At 68.3% G+C, this 21,828-nt stretch carries 20 protein-coding genes; 8 read left to right on the top strand and 12 right to left on the bottom strand.

The window, feature by feature from the left end; all coding sequences use genetic code 11:
- Window positions 1-57: 57 nt before the first annotated feature.
- A complete protein-coding gene (locus ACFWO8_RS14285) occupies window positions 58-1,284 on the bottom strand; it encodes a PucR family transcriptional regulator (protein ID WP_378949856.1) in 1,227 nt (408 codons plus the stop codon).
- Window positions 1,285-1,467: 183 nt separating this feature from the next.
- Between ACFWO8_RS14285 and ACFWO8_RS14280 the strand changes: the two genes are divergently transcribed.
- Window positions 1,468-1,944 (top strand): HAD-IIIC family phosphatase, encoded by a 477-nt coding sequence (locus ACFWO8_RS14280; RefSeq protein WP_378949854.1) that lies wholly within the window; start codon window positions 1,468-1,470, stop codon window positions 1,942-1,944.
- Window positions 1,945-1,983: 39 nt separating this feature from the next.
- Here ACFWO8_RS14280 and ACFWO8_RS14275 read toward each other — a convergent pair whose 3' ends face one another.
- Window positions 1,984-2,865 (bottom strand): sigma-70 family RNA polymerase sigma factor, encoded by an 882-nt coding sequence (locus ACFWO8_RS14275; RefSeq protein WP_378949852.1) that lies wholly within the window; start codon window positions 2,863-2,865, stop codon window positions 1,984-1,986.
- A gap of 121 nt (window positions 2,866-2,986) precedes the next feature.
- Between ACFWO8_RS14275 and ACFWO8_RS14270 the strand changes: the two genes are divergently transcribed.
- Window positions 2,987-3,331, top strand: a complete 345-nt coding sequence (locus ACFWO8_RS14270; protein WP_378949850.1) for a DoxX family protein — start codon at window positions 2,987-2,989, stop codon at window positions 3,329-3,331.
- Window positions 3,332-3,376: 45 nt separating this feature from the next.
- On the opposite strand, the gene ACFWO8_RS14265 is transcribed toward ACFWO8_RS14270, so the two are convergent.
- Together ACFWO8_RS14265 and ACFWO8_RS14260 are read right to left on the bottom strand one after the other, a co-directional pair.
- Window positions 3,377-4,966 (bottom strand): GMC family oxidoreductase, encoded by a 1,590-nt coding sequence (locus ACFWO8_RS14265; protein ID WP_378949848.1) that lies wholly within the window; start codon window positions 4,964-4,966, stop codon window positions 3,377-3,379.
- A gap of 145 nt (window positions 4,967-5,111) precedes the next feature.
- Window positions 5,112-6,593, bottom strand: a complete 1,482-nt coding sequence (locus ACFWO8_RS14260; RefSeq protein ID WP_378949846.1) for an FAD-dependent oxidoreductase — start codon at window positions 6,591-6,593, stop codon at window positions 5,112-5,114.
- Between the two features lie 246 nt (window positions 6,594-6,839).
- Here ACFWO8_RS14260 and ACFWO8_RS14255 point away from each other — a divergent pair, with 246 nt between their 5' ends.
- Entirely contained in the window at window positions 6,840-7,331 is a 492-nt protein-coding gene (locus tag ACFWO8_RS14255; protein WP_378949844.1) for a glutathione peroxidase, read from the top strand.
- Window positions 7,332-7,413: 82 nt separating this feature from the next.
- On the opposite strand, the gene ACFWO8_RS14250 is transcribed toward ACFWO8_RS14255, so the two are convergent.
- Window positions 7,414-8,841: an MFS transporter gene (locus tag ACFWO8_RS14250; protein ID WP_378949842.1), complete on the bottom strand. Its 1,428-nt coding sequence runs from the start codon at window positions 8,839-8,841 to the stop codon at window positions 7,414-7,416.
- 177 nt (window positions 8,842-9,018) lie between these two features.
- Between ACFWO8_RS14250 and ACFWO8_RS14245 the strand changes: the two genes are divergently transcribed.
- Window positions 9,019-9,849, top strand: a complete 831-nt coding sequence (locus ACFWO8_RS14245) for an SAM-dependent methyltransferase (RefSeq protein ID WP_378949840.1) — start codon at window positions 9,019-9,021, stop codon at window positions 9,847-9,849.
- Window positions 9,850-9,949: 100 nt separating this feature from the next.
- Here ACFWO8_RS14245 and ACFWO8_RS14240 read toward each other — a convergent pair whose 3' ends face one another.
- Entirely contained in the window at window positions 9,950-10,885 is a 936-nt protein-coding gene (locus tag ACFWO8_RS14240) for an NADP-dependent oxidoreductase (protein ID WP_378949836.1), read from the bottom strand.
- Window positions 10,886-11,123: 238 nt separating this feature from the next.
- On the opposite strand from ACFWO8_RS14240, the gene ACFWO8_RS14235 reads away from it, so the two are divergent.
- Together ACFWO8_RS14235 and ACFWO8_RS14230 are read left to right on the top strand one after the other, a co-directional pair.
- The gene (locus tag ACFWO8_RS14235) at window positions 11,124-11,597 is read left to right on the top strand and encodes a MarR family winged helix-turn-helix transcriptional regulator (RefSeq protein WP_378949834.1); all 474 of its coding nucleotides are present in this window, start codon (window positions 11,124-11,126) and stop codon (window positions 11,595-11,597) included.
- Between the two features lie 198 nt (window positions 11,598-11,795).
- The gene (locus ACFWO8_RS14230) at window positions 11,796-12,194 is read left to right on the top strand and encodes a low affinity iron permease family protein (RefSeq protein WP_378949832.1); all 399 of its coding nucleotides are present in this window, start codon (window positions 11,796-11,798) and stop codon (window positions 12,192-12,194) included.
- Between the two features lie 22 nt (window positions 12,195-12,216).
- Here the strand turns inward: ACFWO8_RS14230 and ACFWO8_RS14225 are convergent, their stop codons facing one another.
- From ACFWO8_RS14225 to ACFWO8_RS14210, 4 genes are all read right to left on the bottom strand, one after another.
- Window positions 12,217-13,326, bottom strand: a complete 1,110-nt coding sequence (locus ACFWO8_RS14225) for a GGDEF domain-containing protein (protein ID WP_378949830.1) — start codon at window positions 13,324-13,326, stop codon at window positions 12,217-12,219.
- 246 nt (window positions 13,327-13,572) lie between these two features.
- On the bottom strand, window positions 13,573-14,514 hold the full coding sequence (locus tag ACFWO8_RS14220) for an HpcH/HpaI aldolase/citrate lyase family protein (protein WP_378949827.1): 942 nt from the start codon (window positions 14,512-14,514) through the stop codon (window positions 13,573-13,575).
- Window positions 14,515-14,542: 28 nt separating this feature from the next.
- Window positions 14,543-15,727 (bottom strand): CaiB/BaiF CoA transferase family protein, encoded by a 1,185-nt coding sequence (locus tag ACFWO8_RS14215; protein WP_378950892.1) that lies wholly within the window; start codon window positions 15,725-15,727, stop codon window positions 14,543-14,545.
- A gap of 13 nt (window positions 15,728-15,740) precedes the next feature.
- Window positions 15,741-17,108 carry an LLM class flavin-dependent oxidoreductase gene (locus tag ACFWO8_RS14210; RefSeq protein ID WP_378949824.1) on the bottom strand — a complete coding sequence of 456 codons (1,368 nt, stop codon included), beginning with the start codon at window positions 17,106-17,108 and terminating at the stop codon, window positions 15,741-15,743.
- A 67-nt stretch (window positions 17,109-17,175) separates the two neighbouring features.
- On the opposite strand from ACFWO8_RS14210, the gene ACFWO8_RS14205 reads away from it, so the two are divergent.
- Window positions 17,176-17,838 carry a GntR family transcriptional regulator gene (locus ACFWO8_RS14205; RefSeq protein ID WP_378949822.1) on the top strand — a complete coding sequence of 221 codons (663 nt, stop codon included), beginning with the start codon at window positions 17,176-17,178 and terminating at the stop codon, window positions 17,836-17,838.
- Here the strand turns inward: ACFWO8_RS14205 and ACFWO8_RS14200 are convergent.
- On the bottom strand, window positions 17,824-18,411 hold the full coding sequence (locus tag ACFWO8_RS14200) for a TetR/AcrR family transcriptional regulator (protein WP_378949820.1): 588 nt from the start codon (window positions 18,409-18,411) through the stop codon (window positions 17,824-17,826). The two genes, ACFWO8_RS14205 and ACFWO8_RS14200, sit on opposite strands and share 15 nt — an antisense overlap.
- Window positions 18,412-18,487: 76 nt before the next feature.
- On the opposite strand from ACFWO8_RS14200, the gene ACFWO8_RS14195 reads away from it, so the two are divergent.
- Window positions 18,488-20,953, top strand: coding sequence for an MMPL family transporter (locus ACFWO8_RS14195; RefSeq protein ID WP_378949818.1), 2,466 nt, complete (start codon window positions 18,488-18,490; stop codon window positions 20,951-20,953).
- A gap of 9 nt (window positions 20,954-20,962) precedes the next feature.
- On the opposite strand, the gene ACFWO8_RS14190 is transcribed toward ACFWO8_RS14195, so the two are convergent.
- A complete protein-coding gene (locus ACFWO8_RS14190) occupies window positions 20,963-21,523 on the bottom strand; it encodes a hypothetical protein (RefSeq protein ID WP_378949816.1) in 561 nt (186 codons plus the stop codon).
- Window positions 21,524-21,828: the final 305 nt, after the last annotated feature.

Here is a 21,828-nt window from a genome sequence, read left to right as displayed (position 1 = left end):
GACGACGACGAAGGCGCTGTCCACATCGTGCGGACAGCGCCTTCGTCGTGTTCGGGGTCAGGCGGGGACGGAACGGTAGCTGCGGGCGACGAGTGCCGAACGCAAGTACCACAGCCCCGAAGGCTGGGTGGGGTCGAAACCGGTGAGCTGACCGATCCGCTTGAGCCGGTAGTCGACGGTGTTGGTGTGCACGTGCAGCACGCGAGCGGTGCGCTGGCGGTTGAGGTTGTTGGCGATATGGCGCTGCAGGGTTTCGAGCAGCTCGGGGTACTGATCCAGTGGATCCAGTAGCGAGCCGAGGAATTCGCGGCCGGGGCCGGGGCGGGTGAGCTGGTATTCCAGGGCCAGCTCGTCGAAGCGGTACAGACCCGAGGTCACGTCGAGCCGCTGCACCATGTCGAGCAGTTCGTGGGCCTGGTCGGCGGCGTCGGGGACGCCGGTGGTGCTCGTTTCGACCATCGCGGCGGTGATGCCGACCTGTGCGGCCTGGGAGAGCTGGGCGACCAGCGCGGTCAGGCCCTCGCGGTCGAAGGTATCGGCCGGGATCAATACGGTCCCGCCGTCGACACTGAGCAGCGACAGCGCCGAGTCGCCGCAGCGTTTGGCCAGTTCGGCCTGCACCCGGCGCAACTTGCGGCGGGCGACGACCTTCGCATCCAGCGCCGGGTTGGCTTCCTCGCGGTGCTGCGGGATCGCCAGGGCGAAGACCGCGTAGGTCTCGGCGATCGTGATGCCGCATTCGCGGGCCATCGTCGAGGTGCTGTGGCCGCCGAGCAGGGCGGAGGTGAGGGTGTGTACGGCGGTGTGGTGTTCGCTGACCACGCCGCGGAGCTCGCGCACATAGGCCAGCGAGATCTGCGCGGTGATGGTGTCGAGCAGTTCCATCACGACCTTGACGCCGTCGATGAGGTTGTCGAAATCCTTCCCCGACGCGCTCGATACGACCAGGTCGAGGCCGATTTTGAAGCCCTCGGAGATCGAGTGGTGAATCGTGTCGATGGGCACGCCCTCCCGTGCCCACGCGCCCGCGGCGTCCTGCAGGCGCTGCAACTTGCTGGGAATATCGCGCCCGTCGAGCATGCCGACGGCGAATTCCAGGCAGATCCGGGTGATCGTGGTGACATCCCCGGAAATGGCGTCGCCCGGCAGCGTCCCGCAGGGCGCGACGGTAGCGACGAAATGGCCGACCATTTGCCGCGACAGTGTGCGAACGTCCTTGAGTGGCAACGACATCGGCTTGCCCGAGACGGTCAGCGACGGTCGGGGTGGATTGTGGACGGACATCTGTGTTCCCTTCGCCTGTTGCGGCTGTACCCCCCGCTGTCCAGCGAACCCCACCCTAACCAACTGCCGAGGAAACCGGAATGGAACGTCAGGTTCTGGGTAGGGGGCCCACGGTAGCGGACCCCTGTAGTGACCGCTCACAAGTCTGGTTCTTCGCTATCAGTGGTTGTAGAGTTCAGCGCCATGCGACCTGCCGTCCGTTGTCTGGTCTGGGAACTGGACGAGACCCTGTGGGAGGGTGTCGTCCACGACGAGACCGGCACCACGCCGCGCCCACCGGCACTGCGCACGCTGACGAAACTGAGCGAGCGCGGTGTGCTGCATGCTGTCGCCGCGCGCGGTGACCGGGGCGCGACCCTGCGCACGCTGTACCGCCACGGTGTGTACGAGATGTTCTCGGCGGTCGAGGTCGGCTGGGGCCGCAAGTCGGCCTCGATCGTCCGGATCGCGGGCACGCTCGGCCTCGGCCTGGACGCACTCGCGTTCGTAGACGCCGAGCCGATCGAACGTGCCGAGGTCTCGCGCGCGCTGCCGATGGTGCGCTGCTACGCCGCCCGCAACGTCGAGATGCTCCCGCTGCTGCCCGATTTCCGGCATGACCTGCGTTCCGGCCCCGTCCCGACCCCGCCGTTGGGATTCGCCCGCGTCCCCGCCTTCTGACCGGGACGAATGCGGGATCCGGTCATCTCGCGGCCCTGTTCACGGCAGTTCTGGCGGCAACGACAGGGTGAACGCGGCCACACGCTCCGGCGAGGCGACGACGTCGTAAGCCGTGATCCGCCCGCCGCGCACCGTGAATGTCACCGCGAACACCGGGCCGCCCGCTCCCGCCACTACCAGACCGGGCGTGCCGTCGATGAGCACGAGCACCGCGTCCCGCGACCGGTGCCGCAGCGCGAGGGCCCCGTCTGCCACGGCGCGTGCCCCACGCACGATGACGGCCATTCCGGGCGAGAGCGCCGCCGGGTCGGCGGTGCGCACCACATCCGGTGCGAGCACCGCCAGTAACCCGCCGAGATCGCCCCCGCGGGCAGCCCGCACAAAGGCCGTCACCGCGGCCTGATGTGCGACCAGTTCCGTCGGTTCGATCCGGGCGGGCGCGTGCACACGCAATCGCGCGCGACTGGCGAGCTTCTTGGTGGTGGCGGGCGTGCGTCCGAGCATCGGCGCGATTTCGGCGAACGGCACGGCGAACAGGTCGTGCAGAACGAAGGCGACCCGTTCCTCGGGGCTGAGCGCGTCGAGAACGACGAGCAGCGCCCGTCCGACCGAATCCGCCAGCAGCGCTTCGGCTTCGGGATCGATGCCCGCGCCGGTCGCCGCCCGATCGGGAGTGTCCGGGACCACGGCGCGGCGGGTACGGCTGCGCAGCATATCGAGGCAGATCCGCGACACCACTGTGGTGAGCCAGCCGTCGAGATCGGCGATCTCGGTGTCGGTTCCGGCCAAACGCAACCATGCCTCCTGGACCGCGTCCTCGGCCTCGGCACCGGCACCCAGCATCCGAAAGGCGACGCCACGCAGGCGATCGCGCCGTTGTTCGAACGCGCCTGCCGACGCTGCCGGCCGATCCGCGCGCATCGGTCACCTTTCGCTCACGCCGTTCGTCTATCGAATGGGCGGCACACGCTGTCCCGTCACGGCGGCTGCCTCCACGATGGCAGAGGCGGCCGATCACCCCGAAACCGGAGGACCTGATCCGATGCACACCACCTATCTCGTCGTCACCGCGCTCGCCGCGGTGGCCGCCTTGGCCGCCGCGCTGATCGACATCGTTCGTGCCGACTGGGTGCGCGAGAACATGCGCCGGTACGGCCTCGCACCGTGGACGCTCACCCCGCTGGCCCTGATCAAGGCGGCGGGTGGGCTCGGTCTGCTCGCCGGCCTGGCGTATCGGCCGCTGGCGGTGGCTGCCGCGGCCGGGCTCGTGGTGTATTTCGTCGCCGCCGAACTCACGGTCGCACGGTCGCGCCGGTACGCGGATCTGGGCTATCCGCTGCCGTATCTGCTGCTCGCGGCCGCGTCGCTCGGTCTCGCGGCGGCATGAGATATGCGGTGGCGCGCCGTTGCCCGCGCGCCACCGTCACCTCTGTCAGGCCTCGGCCAGGATGAAGTCCGCGGCCTGTTCGCCGATGAAGATGGCGGGGGCGTTGGTGTGGCCGCGGATGATCAGCGGCATCACCGAGGCGTCGGCGACGCGCAGACCTTCGACGCCGCGGACCTTCAGGTCAGGCGTGACGACGCTGGCGGCGTCGGTGCCCATCCGGCAGGTGCCGATCGGGTGATAGAGGGTGTGCGAGAACTGTTCGATGGTCAGCGCGATGGTGGCTTCGAGATCTTCGGGTGCCTCGGGCGGGTAGATCAGCGCGCCGAGTGCGCTCTTGAGCGCGGGCTGCCCGGCGAGCCCGGCGCATACCCGAAGCCCGGCGGTCAGCGCGGCCCGGTCGGCGCCATCGGGATCGGACAGATACCGCGGATCGATCACCGGCTTGGCCGTCGGATCGGCCGAGGCCAGGCTGATCTTGCCGCGGCTACGCGGGCGAAGCAGGATCGCGCCGAGCACCACACCGTGTTCGGTGGCCTCGACCAGACCCTCGTGGTAGAACGGCGCCGGTGCGTAGATCAGTTCCAGATCGGGGTGCTCGAGGTCGGGCTCGCTGCGCACGAAACCGTATGCCTCACCGACATTGGAGCTGAGCATGCCGCGGTGGCGGACCAGGTAGTTGATCAGTTCGAGTGGCTTCTCCGCGGTGAACAGCGAGTCCGATTCCACGCTGTAGCCGAGCGCCGAGATGAGGTGGTCCTGCAGGTTCGCGCCGACCTCGGGGGAGTGGGCGACCAGCTCGATGCCGTGTTCCTTCAGCTCGTCCTGATCGCCGATGCCCGAAAGCTGCAGCAGCTGCGGACTGTTCACCGCGCCACCACACAGGATGACCTCACGGTTCGCGGTCACGGTGAGTGTCTGCCCGCCGTTGCGGTACTCCACGCCGGTGGCCCTCGTGCCTTCGAACAGCACGCGGGTGGCCAGCGACTCGGCCAGCACGGTCAAGTTCGGCCGCTTCATCGCGGGCCGCAGGTATCCGTCGGCGGTGCTCCAGCGCCTGCCGTCGCGCTGGGTCACCATGGTCTGCGTAAAACCCTCGGGCGCTGGCCTGTTCGCCGACTCGAGTTCGTGGCCCGCCTGGCGCGCGGCCTCGAGGAACGCGTGCGTCGACGCGCGCGGGCTGCGCTGGCGCTGCACGTGTTGCGGTCCCTTGGAACCTTCGTCGGGGAACTGCGCGTCCTGGACGTTCTCGATCTTGCGGAACTGCTCCACCGCGGCGGCGAAGTTCCACTTCTCGCCTGCCAGGAGCCCCCACTCCTCGTAGTCGGCGCGGAAACCGCGTACCCACATCATCGCGTTCATCGAGGACGAGCCGCCGAAGGTCTTGCCGCGCGGCCAGTAGATCTGCCGGTCGCCGAGCTCGGTCTGCGGCTCGGTCAGATAGTCCCAATCACGCTCGCTGCGAAAGAGTTTCGAGAACGCGGCCGGAATATGGGCGAACTTGTCGTCGTCGGCCGGGCCTGCCTCCAGCAGTACGACCGTGGTGCCGGGGTCGGCACTGAGCCGATTCGCGAGCACCGCCCCCGCGGATCCGGAGCCGACGATCACGTAATCCGCGGACGTCCCACCTGCTTGCACTGTCCAACTCCGATCTGCACTGAGTCTGTTGTTCGGCGCGCCTGCTCCCGGGTGTGAAAAGACCGTGAGCCCAGCCGGACTCGTCGTCGGGCGTGACGCTGCAAGCAGAGTACTGACAGAAGGCCCGCGGTGGGCCGTCCGTGGTTCAGCCCGCTGCCGCCGCCTTGCCCGCGCGACGGCCGTAGAAGCTGCCGTCGCCGAGCGAGGCCCCGCTGACGTAGCCGTACGCGCACAGTCCCGAGGTGCAGCGGCCCGCCGCGAACAGGCCCTCGATCGGTTCACCGCTCACGTGCAGCACCCGCGAATCCAGGTCGGTGCGCAGCCCGCCGAGGGTGAACCCGGCGGTGAACCCGCGCAGGTCGAAGCAGGCCAGCGACCCCGTGATCGGTCGCACCCATTCGGGCTTCTTGCCGAGCACCGGGTCGCTGCCGTGTTCGGCGTGCTGGTTGTAGGTGGCGACGGTGGTCTGCAATGTCTGTGCGGGCAGCCCCATCTCGGCCTCGAGTTCGGCGACCGTCTCGGCGACCCACTTGGGCGCGAAGCGGAAGAACGGCGTGGCGCTCTCGGTCGCGAGCGCCTCCTCGAGCGAGGTCTCGTCGATGATCAGGAACGCCTGGTTGTCGTTCTGCAACAGCGTCGCCTGGCCGATCCGGCCGGGGTAGGTGTCCTCGGTGACGTAGCGCTGACCGCGTCCGTTGACGAGGATGCCGCGCGCCATCATCTGCGGATCGCCGAAGATGGCCACCTCGCTGGCATCCATGTGCGCGAGCTCGGCGCCGAGCGCTTGGGCCAGCCGGATGCCGATGCCGTCGTGTTCCTCGATGGCCGCGCCCGGCCTGCCGCTCAGGCGCGGGGTGTAGCGGTCGATCATCTCGGTGTCGTAGGCGAAGCTGCCGGTCGCCAGCACGACACCGCGCGCGGCCCGCACGGCGACGGGCTTGCCGTAGGTGGTGGCCAGCACGCCGACCACGCGGTCGGCGTCGTCGACGACGAGCCGGCGGATCCGGGTGTCGTACTCGACGTCGATGTCGAGCCCGGCGACGGTGTCGGCCAGCGGCTTCATCAGCATGTAGCCGCCGCTGCGCTCACCGATCTTCTTGCCCGCCAGCTCCGGAACATGGCCGCGCGGAGCGGGTTCGGCGATCTCGAGGAACGGTGCGGAGTTCTCGCCACCGGAGTACATCAGGCCCTCGTCGTGCGGGGGCTCCCAGCCGGGCTCACCCCAGAACGACTCTTTGAACGGCACACCGCAGTCGACGAGCCAGTTGTAGTGCTCGACGCTGCCGGCGCAGTAGTCATTGATCTTCGCCTCGTCGACGCCGGGCCCGAGTGCCGCGGTGAGGAAGGCCGCCATGTTCTCGGGGGTGTCGTCGAATCCGAGCGCCTTCTGCAGCGGTGTGCCGCCACCGAGGTAGACGAATCCGCCCGCCAGCGCCGCCGCGCCGCCCCAGCCGCCGGTTCGTTCCAGGATGAGTACCTTCGCACCGGCCCGCGCGGCTTCGATCGACGCGCACACGCCGGCGATGCCGAAACCGGCCACCACCACATCGGCCTCGAAATCCCACTGGGTCACCTCGCTCGCGCGCAGCGGGCGGACGGTATCGATCCGATGTGGCTGGTCGCTCACGTGTTTCCTCCGGTGCTCGGGGTGGGGCGTCACCGCCCATCAATGGAATGGTGCCGCCAACCGCGCCACAAAACAAGAACGTGTTACAGATTCTCCCGCATAGTGGGCGCAGACGCGAAGCGTTCCTTCACTGCGCGCACGGCCACCGGCGAAGGCGGCGGTACGCCCAGCGGGACACTTGCGCGCCGATCGGGCTCCGGTACGGTGGCGATCGAACCTACATAGACGAGATCTGGTGGTGATGTGATGAGCGCGAACATTCGAGACATTGCGGTGCAGACCCTGACGGGCGAGGACACCACGCTGGGCGACCTGGCGGGCGAGCGGGCGGTACTGCTGGTCAACGTGGCCTCCAAATGTGGTCTGACCCCGCAGTACGGAGCCCTGGTCGAGCTGCAGAAGGCCTACGGCGAGCGCGGTTTCACCGTGATCGGCTTCCCGAGCAACCAATTCATGGGCCAGGAGCCGGGCAGCGCCGAGGAGATCCAGGAATTCTGCTCGGTCACCTACGGCGTCGATTTCCCGCTGCTCGCCAAGGCCGATGTCAACGGTGACGACCGGCACCCGCTCTACGCCGCGCTGGTCGAGACGGCCGATGCCGAGGGTGCGGCGGGTGACGTGCAGTGGAACTTCGAGAAGTTCCTCGTCGGTCGCGACGGCACGGTCGCAGGCCGGTTCCGCCCGCGCACGACCCCCGATGCCGCCGAGGTCGTGCAGGCGATCGAAGCTCAGCTCTGACCTACTGAGCGTCCGCCAGGGGTCCTGAGCTCGTGCATGGTGTCGCGCTAGCTCAGGACCGGTGACGTCGCGATCGGCACGATCAGCGGCTGATCCTGCGCACGGCGACCGCGGCCGAGGCGGCAGCGACGAGTGTGGTCGCGGCGCAGATCAGATGCACGACCGCTACCGCATCGGCCGCCGATGACGCTGTCGTTCCGACCGATTCGAAGAACACCGACCCGATCGTCGCGATCCCGGCTACGGTTCCCAGTTGCACGCTGGTGACGAGAATGCCGCTGGCGTCGGCGGCGAGGGGCAGCGGCACCGCGGCAAGCGCGCGCGTCATCAACGGACTGAAAGCCAGCCCGTTACCGAGGCCGAACAGCCCGAACGCGATCGACGCCGCGGGTCCGATCCCCGCTCCGTCGCCGAGCAACCACGCGAGCCAGCCCAGCGAGGCCGCGCTCACCACCAGCCCGAACGGAATCATTCTCGCGTGCAGGCGAGCCGGGACGCGTTGCCAAGACAGGCCGGCCACCGCGAACGTGGCAGCCATCGGCAAGAACTGCGCGCCCGCCCGCAGTGCGCTGTAGCCGAGGTCGCTCTGCATGTGGATGGCGCTCACGAACAGCCATCCACCGAAGGTTCCCATCACCAGGAGCAGGGTCGCGGCAGCCGCGAGCAGACCGGGTGCACCGAGCACCTGCGGCGCGAACAGCGGATCTCGACCACGCCCGGCGACCGCCCGCTCGACCAGAACGAACACGGCCGACCCGAGCACGCCCGCCCCGAGACACAGCCACGACCACAGCGGAAACCCGAGCTCTCGCCCGAGCACCAGCGGCACGACCAGCAACAGCACGGTGGCGGTCAGCGTCACCAGTCCCAGTCCGTCGACGGTCCGATCCGCGCGCGCGACGGTAACCGGGAGCACGCGCGGCGCCAGCACCAGCAGGGCGAGTCCGATCGGCACATTCACCAGGAACACCCCACGCCAACCACTGCCGCCCAGATCCGCGTCGACGATCAATCCGCCGATAATCTGGCCGGCCAGCAGGCCACCGGAGACGATCGCCGCGTAGATACTCAGTGCCCTGGCCCGCGCCGCTCCGGCGAATGTGCGCTGGATCAGCGTCATCACCTGTGGCGCCAGTGCGGCCGCGCCGACGCCCTGACCGAACCGGAACACGATGAGCGACTCCGCGTTCCACGCCAACCCGCAGGCGAGCGAGGCCAGAGTGAACACCGCCAGACCCGCGATGAACGTTCGTCGCTGAGTGAACCGGTCACCCAGGCGCGCACCACCGATCAGCAACACCGCGTAGGCGATCACATAGCCGGCGACGATCAATTGCAGTGCGGCCCCGCCGGTATCGAGGTTCGACCGCATGGACGGAATGGCGACATTGACGATGGAGCCGTCGAGCACCGTCATGAACTGGCCGGTGAGGATCACGACGAGCACGGCGATCGAACGCCTACCCACCACCGAATCGGGCACCTGGGCTGGTTTGAGCATCTGGATCATGCTCTGATCGTGGGACCGCCACGCGCTGCTCGAATAGGAGCCCACCGATACGGGTACTCCGGGTACCCGGCTGCACGTCGTATCCGCGTCGGTGCCGGAATAGCTTGTCCAGCAAGGCAAACGATGCTCTAGGCTGAAATCGTCCAGTCGGCTCCGATGCCCGAAAGGCGCTCCCTGATGTCGCATTCCTCTGCCGCCTACCCCAGCGCTGTCCCGGTCGGGGTGGACACCACCCGTGCGAGTATCGCGCGTGTCTACGACGCCGCACTCAACGGCAAAGACAACTTCGACGTCGATCGCGCGGTGCTGGACCAGGTCCGCACGGTCGCCCCGCAGGTCAACGACCTGGCCTGGGCCAACCGCGATTTCCTCATCCGCGCCTGCCGGTTCCTGGCCAGGGCGGGCATCGACCAGTTCCTCGATCTCGGATCGGGTCTGCCCACCGCGGAGAACACCCACCAGGTGGTCCAGCGGGTGAACCCCCAGTCCAAGGTCGTCTACGTCGACAACGACCCGTCGGTGCTCGTGCACGCGCAGGCGCTGCTGGCCAGCAATCGCCGCACCCGCATCGCCGAGGCCGACATCTTCCGCCCCTTGGACGTGCTCGGCAACGCCACGGTGCGCCGCGAACTCGACTTCACCCGCCCGCTGGCCCTGTTCCACATCGGCACGCTGCACCACTACCTGGGCGACGACGGCCCCGCCCTGATGCAGACCTACATCGACGCACTGCCCTCGGGTTCGTTCGTGGCCATCGCCCACTTCCACGACCCGGAGACCGCCGAATACAGCGAGCTCGCCCAGAAGATGGAAGAGAAGTTCATCCACAGCCCGATGGGCAGTGGCCGCTTCCGCACCCGCGACGAAATCCAGGCGATGTTCGGCAATCTCGAGATGGTCGAACCCGGCTTGGTCCGCTGCGACGACTGGTGGTCGGACGGCCCCCACCTCACCCCACTCTCCGATGTCCGCAACTGCATCGTCGCCGGCGTGGGCCGCAAACGCTAGCCAGCCCCCCGCCGATCCTGGTTCCAGTACCGCCTGGATAGGGATCGGGAGGGGGATCGCCGAACGCCTAACCGTGGCAACGACTTCGCTGGATCGCTGATCAGGGAGCGAGTACGACCGTCTTCCCGACCAGACGTCCCGCGCCGGCCTCCGCGTGCACGTCGGCGAGCTCGGCCACCGGGCGACGGTCGGCGACGTGGATCTGGAGTTTGCCCGCGTCTACCTTGGCGACCAGCTCGCTCAGCTGGGCGCCATCGCTGCGGACCCACAGGCTCTCGCTGCGCACACCGCGGGCGGTGTCCTCGGGAATCGGGCCTGCCGAGCTCGCGGCTATCCCGCCGTCGGCGACATAGTTCGTCAGCTGTGCGAGTTCCTCGGGTGAGACACGCACATGGTTCACCACGACCTGGAACGGACCGCCCACCGCGGCGGGACCATCCGAGAGGCTGAGCGGGCCTTCGACCCGGTCGGCGCCGTAGCCACGAAGGCGGTCGGCGTGCTGCGGCGCGTCCACCGTGGTCACGTGTGCGCCCGCGTCGACGGCGAGCTGGACCACGAGGCTGCCCACTGCGCCGCCCGCCCCGTTGACCAGCACGGTCTGACCGGGCTTCAGCTCGGCGAGCTCGAACGCCAACTGCCAGGCCGCGAGGCCGGTCAGCGGCAGCGCCGCGGCGTCGACCAGCTCGGTCGACCGCGGCGCAGGGGCCAGCGACTCGGCGGGAACGAGCGCGTATTCGGCGGCGCCGCCCGCGGAGTCCAGGGGCAGCATCGCCACGACCCGGTCACCGATCGCGTGGCCCGTCACGTCCGCGCCGAGTGCTGTGACGGTGCCGGCCAGGTCGATGCCCGGGACGTAGGGGAGTGCGATCGGGATCATTTCGGCGAGGTGGCCGGCGCGGATATGGTCGTCGACCGGGTTGAACGAGGTGGCGGCGACCTGCACGAGCACTTGTCCGGGGCCGGGGACCGGCCGGTCGATGTCTTCGTAGCGCAGAACCTCGCTGGTGCCGAACTGGTGGAAACGCATGGCCTTCATGGAACTGTCCTCCAGGATGTTTCGGTGTCGCCGCCCCAGGTCGAGGCGATCGAGTCGGAAGGTCGAAGTCGAACCGGCTCAGGTCAGTCGGACCGAGCGGATGGAGTTGCCCATGACCAGGCGGTCGATTCCTTGACTTGCCCAGGCAAATCATTTGACTTGCCTGGGCAAGTAAGAACGTAGCGCACGATGACTTTCCCAGGCAAGTGCAAGTTGCCCAGGCAAGTACGATGGGCTCATGAATTCCCCCTCGCCCTGGCTCGATGAGGACCAACAGGATCTGTGGCAGGCGCTGCTCACAGTCGTCGTCGCCCTCCCCGCGGCTCTCGACCGTCAGCTCCAACGCGACGCGGGCATTTCCAACTTCGAGTACGGGGTGCTCGCCCGGCTGTCCATGGCCGACGACGACACCATGCGCCTGGGCGACCTCGCCCGGCTCTGCGACAGCACCCAGCCCCGCCTGTCGAAAGCGATGGACCGCTTCGAAGCCCGCGACTGGGTCACCCGAAGACCCGACCCCAGCGACGGTCGATACACCTTCGCCACCCTCACCGACGGCGGCCGCCGCAAGCTCGTCGAGAGCGCACCCGAACATGTCGCGCAGGTCAGGCGGCTCGTGTTCGATCCACTGACCGCCGCCCAGCGCCGCAACCTCGAGACCGCGCTCGCCCGCATCGCCGCCACCGTGCGCGGGGAACTCGACCAGGGCTGAGCGACCGGACGAAACTCGCCGACGGCCGGATCTTGATGTCATCGGCCGAGCGCCCGGCCGCGACCGCGCGGGCTTTGATGTCGCGGTAGAAATCCGCTGCCTCGGGCAGTTTGCCCCCTTCGAAGTCGATGTGGTGCAATTTGTCGCGGTCGATGCAGCGTCGTGTGCTGCTTGGGCGTGGCGACTAGAATTCTGGTGATGGAGCGCCGCAGCGAGGCCGCACGAAGTCGTGGTGGAGGTGACCGTCGTTCGCCGTTCGACCGGTTTGTCGAGCTGGCCGAACTGCGGGTGAGTCAGGCTCCGTTCTTCTTCGTCTGTGCCGGCATCGTCGTGGTGTGGCTGTTCAGTTTGCCGTGGTGGACCGACCTCAAAACCTGGCAAGCTGCTATCCACACCGTTGCGAGCGTTTTCACGCTGCTGTTGGTGGTGTTGCTCGAAAACGCGAGCCGCCGCGCGAGCGAGGCCTCGCAAGAGAAACTCAATGTCATCGCCGAGGCACTGGCCGCGCTGCTGGCTTCATCCGCCTTCGACGATCCCGACCTTCGAACGGCCGCGGATCGGCTGCGGGATGCTGTCGGCCTCGAAGACCGGCACTGACTCGGCCGAACTCAACGACGCCTTACCGGCGGTCGTCCGGGGGTGGGTGGTGATGATCGAGCGGCGGCGTGAGGTCGTCTACCACCACCAGGTTTCCGCCGGACTGTTTGGCCCGGTACATCGCCGCATCGGCTGATTGCAGCAGCCGGTCCGGGGTCGGACGTGGACAATGCGGACAGATCATTGCGTCGAAGACGGCCACGCCGACGCTCGCGGTGACCACCACAGCGGTCTCCGGCGGTTCGGCGACCACCTGGCACAACCGCTCGGCCTCGCTGCGCGCGGCGGCTGCGCTGATCGGGGTGGCCACCACGAATTCCTCCCCGCCGGTGCGCGCCACCACCGCCGTTTCCCCTGCGGCATCGCGCAACCGGCGCGCGGTCCGGACCAGACCGATGTCGCCGATGCTGTGGCCCCAGGTGTCGTTGACGCGCTTGAACTGGTCGAGATCGAAGCAGATGACACAGATCGCGGGACTGCGGTCCATCAGCTGCGGCAGTCGGTTCTCGAGGCCGCGGCGGTTGAGCAGCTCGGTGAGCGGGTCCGACAGCGACTCGGTGCGCAGGAGCCAATAGAGGAGTTGGAAGGCCGGCATCGCACCGGCCACCGAGGCGAGCAGGAGCGCGACCGCGAGCGCCAAGCGGACATCGCCGCCGCCGGTGGTGATTCGCACCGACAACACCAGTACCGACAGCACCGACCAGGCCGAATGCACGGCCAGTGCCCGTGCGCTGTGGAAGAAGCTCAGGTAGCTGCCGGTTACCAGGAGAAGTACCGTGCCCATCGCACCGAACAGCCGATCTTGCAGCTGGAGGAATTCGACCGTGAACAGCACGTCGGCACAGGCGATCAGCACGAGCGACTCGGTCTTGTTCGGCCACGGCAGCAGCCACCAGCGCGCCGCCCACAGCGTCCCGGACAGCACTCCGATCGTCGAAGCGATGCCGGGATCGCCGGGCGGCCCCACCGGTGTTCCCGCGATCACCGCACCCATCACCGCGATCGCCGCGCCCGCGGTGCCGATCAGTACCTTGAGCGGCCCCAGCGCTGATCGGGCAGCCAGGGTGTCCACCAGCCATCGGTAGTCGACCGGGTCCTTCCACCAGGCGCGCAACGTACTGCCGTTGTTCATCGCCCCACCCTTGGTCCCGACCGCGCTGCCCATTGTCGCTCGTGCCGTCTGTGAGAAATCCAGAAATCCCACCAGCTCATCGGCAGAGTCTAGGTCGGACCCTTTCATACCCGACGTGTGCGTGTGTGTCGCAGCCCACTGCGGACATGTCGGATCTGTGCGGCCGACGGCCGCCGTCCCCACTTCGGTGAGCTGGGGACGGCGGCCCGGGGCACCGGTGGCGAATGCCGAAGTCGCCGCCGTGGTTCAGCTGGGGACTGGAATCGCGCCGTCGGCGCGCAGGAAGGGGTCGATCGCGGCGGCACGGGCGAGGGTCGCCCTGGCCATCTTGATGTGCGCGGCGTCGACGAGTACCCCGTCGACGCCGACAGCGCCACGGCCCGCCGCCTCGGCCGCGCGGTAGGCGGCGATATTGCGTTGCGCCAGCGTGATCTCCGCTGCGGTGGGGGAGTAGACGGTATTGGCGATCGGTACCTGGTTCGGGTGGATCGCCCACTTGCCGGTGTAGCCCAGCAGCGAGGCGCGCTGGGCGTCGCGCTCGTAGCCGACGAGATTGCCGTAGTCGGGATAGGGCGCGTCGATGGCGTCGATGCCCGCGATGCGGGCCGCGACCAGCACCTTGTTGCGGGCGTAGTGCCAGAAGTCGCCGGGGTAGTCGCCGAGCGGTTCGAAATTGGTGTCCACCCGCGCACCCTGGGACAGCGAGAAGTCGCCGACGCCGAAGATCAGCGTGTCCACCCGCGGGCTGGCGACGGCGATCGCCTCGGCATTGGCGAGTCCCTCGACCTCTTCGATCAGTACCTCGAGGCGGATCTTGTGCTCCAGCCCGAGCTTGTCCTCGAGTTGGGTCAGCAGCACGTCGACCCACCACACGTCGCGGGCGGTGCGCGCCTTGGGCACCACGATCGTGTGCAGGTGCGCGCCGGCCCGGCTGACCACCTCGATGATGTCGTCGTGGCACCAGCGGGTGTCGAGGGCGTTGATCCGGATCGCGGGAACCGTACGGCCCCAATCCAGCTCGGTCAGCGCCGTGATCGCCTTCTCCCTCGCCTGCTCCTTGAGCGCTTCCGGGGTCGCGTCCTCTAGATCGAGGAACACCAGATCAGCGCCGCTGGCCAGGGCTTTGGCGAACATGTGGTCGTTGCAGGCGGGCAGCGCGAGCTCGGAGCGCCGTATCAGCAGGGTCATCGTGGAATCCTTTGTCGTGGTGGGTAACTCACAGCACGCCGCGGCTGCGCAGGTCGTCGATGGTGTCGGTGTCGAGGCCGAGTAGCTCGCCGTAGACCTCGGCGTTGTGCTCGCCGAGGCGGGGGCCGAGGTGCGATACCCGGCCCTGCGCTTCGGAGAAGCGGGGCACCGGCGCCTGCACGGTCATGGTGCCGAGTTCGTCGTCGGCGACGGGGACGAATACCTCGCGGTGGCGTAGCTGCTCGTCCTCGACGAGGTCGGTGATGTCGTAGACCGGTGCCGCGGCCACCTGTTCGGCGTCGAAGACTTTCATCGCCTCGGCGAGAGTCTGTCGCGAAACCCATTCCGCGACAACGTCATCGACTTCGCGCGCGCGGGCCAGGCGGCGCTGTGGATCGCCGAAGTCCACGTCGTCGATCAGGTCCGCACGGCCGATCGCGCGGAACACCCGCAGCGCCAGCGCGGGGGAACTGCCCGACATCGCCAGCCACTTGCCGTCGGCTGTGCGATAGGTGTTGCGGGGCGCGGAGATGTCCCAGCGGTTGCCCGCGCGCTCGGCCACGATGCCGAGCTGGTCGTAGCTGAGCAGGGTCTGCTCGAGCAGGCGGGTGAGCGGGTCGACCAGGTTGATATCGATCAGTTGCCCCGGCCCGCCGTGTACGTCGCGGTGGTAGAGCGCCATGAGTACGGCATAGGCGGCATTGAGGGAGGCGACACCATCGGCCAGCATGAACGGCGGCAGCGTCGGCGGACCCTGTGCCTCGCCGGTGATGTGGGCGAAGCCGCTCATCGCCTCGCCCAGTGTGCCGAAACCGGGGCGCTCGCTCTTGGGACCGGTCAGCCCGAACCCGGTGATGTGCAGCATCACCATGCGCTCGTTGACCGTGCGCAGGCTCGCGTAGTCCAAGCCCCACTTGCGCAGGGTCTGCGGCCGGGTGTTGGTGACCACGACATCGGCGGTCGCGACCAGCCTGCGCAGCAGTTCCTGGCCCTCGGCGACGCGCAGGTCCAAGGTGATCGAACGCTTGTTGCGCGATACCGATTTCCACATCAGGCCGACCTCGTTGCGCTGCGCACCCCAGGTGCGGATCGGGTCACCACCGGTGGGCTGTTCGATCTTGATCACCTCGGCGCCGAATTCGCCGAGGTAGGTGGCGGCCAGTGGCGCCGCCGCGAGCGTGGCGAGGTCGAGCACTCGCACGCCGTCGAGCATGGCTCGGCTCATGTCACACCACTGTGCTCGTGGGCCGGACCGGTGCGGGCCGGGACAGGCCGAGGTGCTCGCGCAGGGTCGTGCCCTCGTAGGCGGTGCGGAACAGGCCACGCTGTTGCAGCCGGGGCACCACCATCCGGACGACATCCTCGAACGATCCTGGCATGTGCGTGGCCGCCAGCACGAAACCGTCACAGGCATCGCCGTGGAACCACTCGGCCATCTGATCGGCGACCTGTTCGCCGGTGCCGACGAATCGCGGACCCTGCAGCAGTGTCGCGCGGTGACCCGCCAGGTCCCGCACGGTGACGGTGCCACCGATGTGGGTGCGCAGGTTCTGCACCAGACCGCGGATGCCCGAGACCGAGGCGATCAGCTCGTCGGTGACCGGGTCGTCCAGATCGTGTTGCGCGAAGTCGTAGTTCATCAGCTCCGAGAGCAACGTCAGCGACGCCATCGGATGCACCAGGTCCTCGAGCAGCATGGCCTCGCGCTCCTTGGCGTGCTGCTCGGACTCGCCGACCACGGCGTAGGCCATCGGACAGATCCGGACCGAGGCCGGATCACGGCCCGCGTCGGCGATCCGGGCCTTCTGGTCGGCGTAGTGACTGCGCGCCACCTCCAGACCGGGATCGCCGGTGAAGATCAATTCCGCCCAGCGCGAAGCGAATTCGCGGCCGCGACCGGAGGAGCCAGCCTGGATGATCACCGGCCTGCCCTGCGGTGTGCGCGGCACGGTCAGCGGTCCGCGCGCGGCGAAGAAACGGCCCGAATGCCGCAGTTCGTGCACCTTGGCGGGATCGGCGAAGTAGCCGGCCGCGCGGTCGTGCACGATCGCGTCGTCGTCCCAGGTGTCCCACAGGCCGCCGACCACCTCGAGGAATTCGTCGGCGCGGTCGTAGCGCTCCGCATGACCGAGATGGGCGTCCATGCCGAAGTTCTGGGCCTCGCTGTCGTTGACCGAAGTCACCACGTTCCACGCGGCCCGGCCCGCGGAGAGGTGATCGAGGGTGGCGAAGGTGCGGGCGACATGGAAGGGCGCGTAGTAGGTCGTGGAATACGTTGCGCCGAGACCGATATGGGACGTGCTCTGCGCGAGAACGCCCAGGACCACCCCCAGATCCAGCTTCACCGGACGGGCGCCGGTACGCACCGCCTCCTCGACCGAGCCGCCGTAGATGCCTGGCATGGCCAGCCGGTCGTCGAAGAACATCAGATCGAAGCAGCCCTCCTCCAGTTGCCGCCCGACCTTCGCGTAGTACGACGCGTCGAGATAGCCGTGCTCGGTGGCCGGGTGCCGCCAGGAACCCGAGTAGACCGAGGTGTTGCCCGCCTGCATGAACGCGACCAACGTCATCTGGTCGCCGTGCCTCATCGCCATAATTGGAATGTAACATCTGACATATCAGATTTCAAACCTGGTACCTCTGGCCTGTTAAGCTTCGCGGATGGCAACCGACATCGCAGGGACCGTGCGCGAACGAGCGGCGCGTGAGCTGCGCGATCGCATCCTCACCGGGGCCTTGCCCGCAGGCGCGCGCATCGACCTCGACGCCATCACCGACGAATTCGCGACCAGTCGCACCCCGGTGCGCGAGGCCTTGCTTGAGCTGTCCTACGAGGGCCTGGTGCGGGTCGCGCCGCGCAGCGGTATCACGGTGATCGGGATCAGCCCGGCCGACATCATGGACAGTTTCACCATTCTCGGCGTGCTCACCGGGCAGGCCGCGGCCTGGGCCGCGCAGCGCGCGAGCACGCCGGAACTCGACCAGCTGCGCGCACTCGCCGCCGATGTCGCCTCGTGCTCGGGTGACGACTCCATCGGTGACGCCAACTGGCGATTCCACCAGGAAGTGCACCGCGCCGCGCACTCACCGCGGCTGCTGACCCAGATCAAACAGGCTGTGCGGGTGGTCCCGTCGAACTTCCTGCGATTGTTCCCCGAGCACGAACAGCACTCGCTCGACGATCACGACCAGCTCATCGACGCGCTCGGCGAGCGTGATGCGGTGCGGGCCAGGGCAATCGGCGAACGACACGTGCTGGACGCGGGCCGCTCGCTCACCGAGTGGCTGGAACGCAACGCCGGGCCGAACTCACCCTCGGCGTGACAGCGGCGCGCCGGTGACGGCGTGCACCAGTCGTGCGGGTAGCTCGGGTTCGGTTGCCGCGCGGGTGATCACGTGCAGGATGATCACGCCGATGAGCGCGTCGGAGATCTGCTGCAGTGGCGCGTCGGCCGCCAGTTGGCCGAGTGTGCGCGCCGCTTCGAGGCGGGACTGCAATGCCGAGGACGCGCCTAGTGCGTCGCGCAACTGCAGGCCGACCCGCTCGTCCTCGGCCGCGGCCCCGACCAGCGAACGGAACAGCACCGCATTGCGCGGCTCGTCGGCGAACTCGAACACCGCGGTGAGCCAGGTCGTGAGGTCGGCGCGCAGGTCGCCGGTGTCGGCCGGGACGAACGACTCGGGGATCAACAGACCCTCGAGCAGACAGTCGGCGACGAGTCCCGCCTTGGACGACCACCACCGGTAGATGGTCTGTTTGCCGACGCCTGCCGCAGTGGCGATGCCCTCGATGGCGAGGTGATCCCAACCGCGCAGCGCGAATTGGGCGGCGGTCGCGTGCAGGATCGAGATCCGGGCAGCCTCGCTGCGCACCGCTCCGCGTCGTCCCTTCGTCATGGCCGCGATGATACCGCCGATTACCTATACGGACCGTCTCGTATAGTTGATTTGCACCCGAGGTGAGGACACAGTCATGGCGGAATTTCTGTACCGGTTGGGCATTCGCTCCGCGCGCAGCCCATGGACGGTGATCGGTAGCTGGCTGGCGATCCTGCTGCTCGGCGGAGGAGGGTTCGCGATCGGATTCGCCGGGCTGGCAACCTCGTTCGACATTCCCGGCCTGCCGTCCTCGGAAGTTGTCGCCGAACTCGAAGGTGCCCTGCCGGAATACGCCGGAGCCTCGGGCGGTGTCGTCTTCCGGACCGTGGACGGGACCCCGCTGTCCGAACGGCAGCGCGCCGCGATCACCGAACTGGCGACCGGCCTGTCCGAATCGCCGGACGTGGCCCGGGTATTCGACCCGTTCCGGATGGAACAGGAACGCGTGGCGGGCCGGGCCCAGGTGACCGGCGGTGCCCAGTTCATCTCGGCGGGCCGCGCCCGATCCGACGCCGAACAGGCCCAACTGGACGCCGACCTGGCCCGGGTGCGGTCCGAACGCACCGGCCTGGAGGCCCGCCTCGCCAGGACCGGCGACCCGAGCGGATCGCTGCGGGATCGGTTGGGTGCCCTCACCGCCGAGGAGACCGACGTCGACGCGGGATTGGCGCGGCTGGCCGCGACCAGGACCGGACTGGACCGGCAGGCGGCGATGCTCGCGGACGGCACCGCGATTCTCGCACTGGCCGAACCGATTCGCGCCGTCTCGACGGACGGGTCGACCGCGGTGGTGACCGTGAGCTTCACCGAGCCGCGACTGGAACTGGCCGACAGCTCGAAACGCGCGATCATCGACTACGTCGACGCGCATCCGATCGAGGGTGTCGAGGTCGGCATCTCAGGGGAGATCGCGCAAGGCATGCCCGCGATCTTCGGGGTCGCCGAAGTGGTGGGGATCGCGTTCGCGGCGATCGTTCTCGGCGTGGTGCTGCGCACCCTGGCCGGTGCGGCGATCCCGCTGGTCAGCGCCACGGTCGGGGTCGCGGTCGCACTGCTGGTCGCGCTGTCGTTCTCCGGGGTCGTGCAGATGATGATGACCACGCCCATCCTCGCCATCATGCTCGGGCTGGCGGTCGGCATCGACTATTCGCTGTTCGTGGTCAACCGGCATCGGCGTCAGGTCCGCAGTGGCACTGATCTCGTCGAGTCGATCGGGCTGGCCAACGGAACCTCGGGCAACGCGGTCGTTTTCGCGGGCGCGACGGTGATCATCGCGCTGCTGGCGCTCAATGTCATCGGCATTCCGTTCCTCGGATTGATGGGGACGGTCGGCGCGTTCGCGGTGGTCGTCGCGGTGCTGCTCGCCGTCACCTTGACGCCCGCTCTGCTCGGTCTGGCGGGACGCCGGGTCATCGGGCGCGGTGGCTCGGGCGAAGACCGGACGGTGGCGCCGATCGCGCCGATGCGGAACCGGCGGGCGGTGGGGACGGTCGTCGGCGTGGCGGTGGTGCTGCTGCTGGTCGCCGCACCGCTGCTGGACATGCGCGTCGGCCTGCCCGACGGCTCCACCGAGCCCGTCGGGTCCCACGCCCAGCGCGCCTATGTCATCACCGAGGCGGAATTCGGTGCGGGCGCGAACAGTCCGCTGCTGGTGACCGCCGAGCTGCCCGCCGACCTCGACGACGCGGGCGAGCTGGCCGCCCAGCGGCGGGTCGCCGCCGCGATCGCCGAGGTGGACGGAGTGGTCGGGGTCGCGGCCGTCGCTGTCGCGAAAACCGGTGGCCTGGCCGCGTTCCAGGTGCTGCCGGGTGGGGGTCCGAACAGTGATGTGACCGCGCACGTCGTCCGGGAGCTTCGTGCACAAGAGGCGATCGACGGGGCGATCTCGCTCGGCGTCGCCGGGCAGGCGGCCATCGACATCGACATCTCGGAGCGGCTGGCGCAGGTGCTGCCGCGCTATCTGGCGGTCATCATCGGGCTCTCGCTGCTGATCATGATCATGGTCTTCCGTTCGCTGCTGGTGCCGCTGGTGGCGACGGCGGGATTCGTGCTGTCGCTGGCCGCCACCTACGGTGCGCTGGTCGCGGTGTTCCAGTGGGGGTGGGGGTCGGCGATCATCGGGCTCGAGACGCCCGGTCCGGTGCTGAACTTCCTGCCGATCATCCTGGTGGGCTTCCTGTTCGGGCTCGCCATGGACTATCAGCTGTTCCTCGCCTCGGGAATGCGGGAAGCGCTGGTGCGCGGTGCGCTGGCGCGGGTCGCGGTGATGCAGGGGCTGCGCGCGGGCCGGGCCGTGGTCTCGGCGGCGGCGCTGATCATGGCGCTGGTGTTCGGCAGTTTCGTCTTCGCCGAGTCGGGCATCATCCGCTCGATCGGGTTCGGGCTGGCGGTCGGAATCCTGTTCGACGCCTTCGCTATCCGGATGCTGCTCATGCCCGCCCTGCTGCATCTGCTCGGCGAGTCCGCCTGGAAGCTGCCTGCGCGGCTGGACCGGTTGATCCCGAATGTGGACGTGGAGGGAGCGGCGCTCGAGCGGCGCCGGATTGCTGTGGCCGATTGAGGACGGCGGTCAGCGCACCGAGGGGACGCGCGCGGCCGCGAGTGACGCGGCGTTGCTGTGAAAACCCTCGATCATCGGCACCGTGTCCGTTCGCGTGTGGGTCGCTGCCAGCGCGCGTCCCTTGAACGCCCGTGCCGCGCTACTGAGGCGATGGCTCATCAGCTCGACTCGGCTCTCGAATTCCGCGGGCAGCGGGCCCCACAGCACGATCTCGATCAGATCGTGCTCCAGGCAGTTCAGCACGCCGTCGCGGACCCGGCTGTCGGACCGGAGCAGATCCGGTGCGACAGCCAGCGCGTCGGGCCAGGTGTGGTGCACCGGAACAGCCAGTGGCCCTTCGAGTTCGAGCACGCTCGCGCCGAGAATCTGCAGCGGCAGCAGGTCGGTGACATCGGTGAGAACCGCGTTCACGTCCCAGCCTGCCATCGACCGGTCGAACAGCCAGCCACCGGCGTGGGTGACCACCTCGCGGGCGTCGGTCGCCAGTACCGCCAGCCGGTACCGCAGCGGGTGCCGGTGCGCGTAAGCCCACCAGTCGACGATCGGTCCTGCGTCCTGGGCAACATCCACGAACAGTCCATTCCGAGAGATCGAAGCGCTTCTCAGCAGTCGTACTACAACTCCACCGGCGCTGAGAGGGAAAATCGGGAAGCTGTACGAACGGTCAAATCTGGACGGTTGACCTGGTAGGAGGTAGAGGGAACGGCGCGGGCGCTTGGAGAGAATTACATTTCCGAATATTAGAACGAAACTCTTGACCACGGTTTCGGTCCGGTGCTAAGTGGTCACGCCCGTAAGTCGTTCGGGGGTCAGTGTCCGAGGTAGAGATCGCAGGCGCAGTCAAGGGCTTCCTGGGGGCTGCCTGCGGTGAAGCC

The organism is Nocardia sp. NPDC058480, from assembly GCF_042720495.1.
GTDB lineage: Bacteria > Actinomycetota > Actinomycetes > Mycobacteriales > Mycobacteriaceae > Nocardia.
Note: the sequence above shows the minus strand (reverse complement) of the source record. Positions and strands in the feature narration are given on the sequence as shown.

Excerpts from the sequence above, each read along its gene's own strand:
- ACFWO8_RS14195 (WP_378949818.1), top strand. The coding sequence starts at position 18,488 with ATGGCGGAATTTCTGTACCGGTTGGGCATTCGCTCCGCGCGCAGCCCA.
- ACFWO8_RS14210 (WP_378949824.1), bottom strand. The coding sequence starts at position 17,108 with ATGGCGATGAGGCACGGCGACCAGATGACGTTGGTCGCGTTCATGCAG.
- ACFWO8_RS14220 (WP_378949827.1), bottom strand. The coding sequence starts at position 14,514 with ATGACCCTGCTGATACGGCGCTCCGAGCTCGCGCTGCCCGCCTGCAAC.
- ACFWO8_RS14205 (WP_378949822.1), top strand. The coding sequence starts at position 17,176 with ATGGCAACCGACATCGCAGGGACCGTGCGCGAACGAGCGGCGCGTGAG.
- ACFWO8_RS14230 (WP_378949832.1), top strand. The coding sequence starts at position 11,796 with ATGGAGCGCCGCAGCGAGGCCGCACGAAGTCGTGGTGGAGGTGACCGT.
- ACFWO8_RS14215 (WP_378950892.1), bottom strand. The coding sequence starts at position 15,727 with ATGCTCGACGGCGTGCGAGTGCTCGACCTCGCCACGCTCGCGGCGGCG.
- ACFWO8_RS14235 (WP_378949834.1), top strand. The coding sequence starts at position 11,124 with ATGAATTCCCCCTCGCCCTGGCTCGATGAGGACCAACAGGATCTGTGG.
- ACFWO8_RS14225 (WP_378949830.1), bottom strand. The coding sequence starts at position 13,326 with ATGAACAACGGCAGTACGTTGCGCGCCTGGTGGAAGGACCCGGTCGAC.
- ACFWO8_RS14285 (WP_378949856.1), bottom strand. The coding sequence starts at position 1,284 with ATGTCCGTCCACAATCCACCCCGACCGTCGCTGACCGTCTCGGGCAAG.
- ACFWO8_RS14200 (WP_378949820.1), bottom strand. The coding sequence starts at position 18,411 with ATGACGAAGGGACGACGCGGAGCGGTGCGCAGCGAGGCTGCCCGGATC.
- ACFWO8_RS14255 (WP_378949844.1), top strand. The coding sequence starts at position 6,840 with ATGAGCGCGAACATTCGAGACATTGCGGTGCAGACCCTGACGGGCGAG.
- ACFWO8_RS14280 (WP_378949854.1), top strand. The coding sequence starts at position 1,468 with ATGCGACCTGCCGTCCGTTGTCTGGTCTGGGAACTGGACGAGACCCTG.
- ACFWO8_RS14270 (WP_378949850.1), top strand. The coding sequence starts at position 2,987 with ATGCACACCACCTATCTCGTCGTCACCGCGCTCGCCGCGGTGGCCGCC.
- ACFWO8_RS14275 (WP_378949852.1), bottom strand. The coding sequence starts at position 2,865 with ATGCGCGCGGATCGGCCGGCAGCGTCGGCAGGCGCGTTCGAACAACGG.
- ACFWO8_RS14240 (WP_378949836.1), bottom strand. The coding sequence starts at position 10,885 with ATGAAGGCCATGCGTTTCCACCAGTTCGGCACCAGCGAGGTTCTGCGC.
- ACFWO8_RS14250 (WP_378949842.1), bottom strand. The coding sequence starts at position 8,841 with ATGATCCAGATGCTCAAACCAGCCCAGGTGCCCGATTCGGTGGTGGGT.
- ACFWO8_RS14245 (WP_378949840.1), top strand. The coding sequence starts at position 9,019 with ATGTCGCATTCCTCTGCCGCCTACCCCAGCGCTGTCCCGGTCGGGGTG.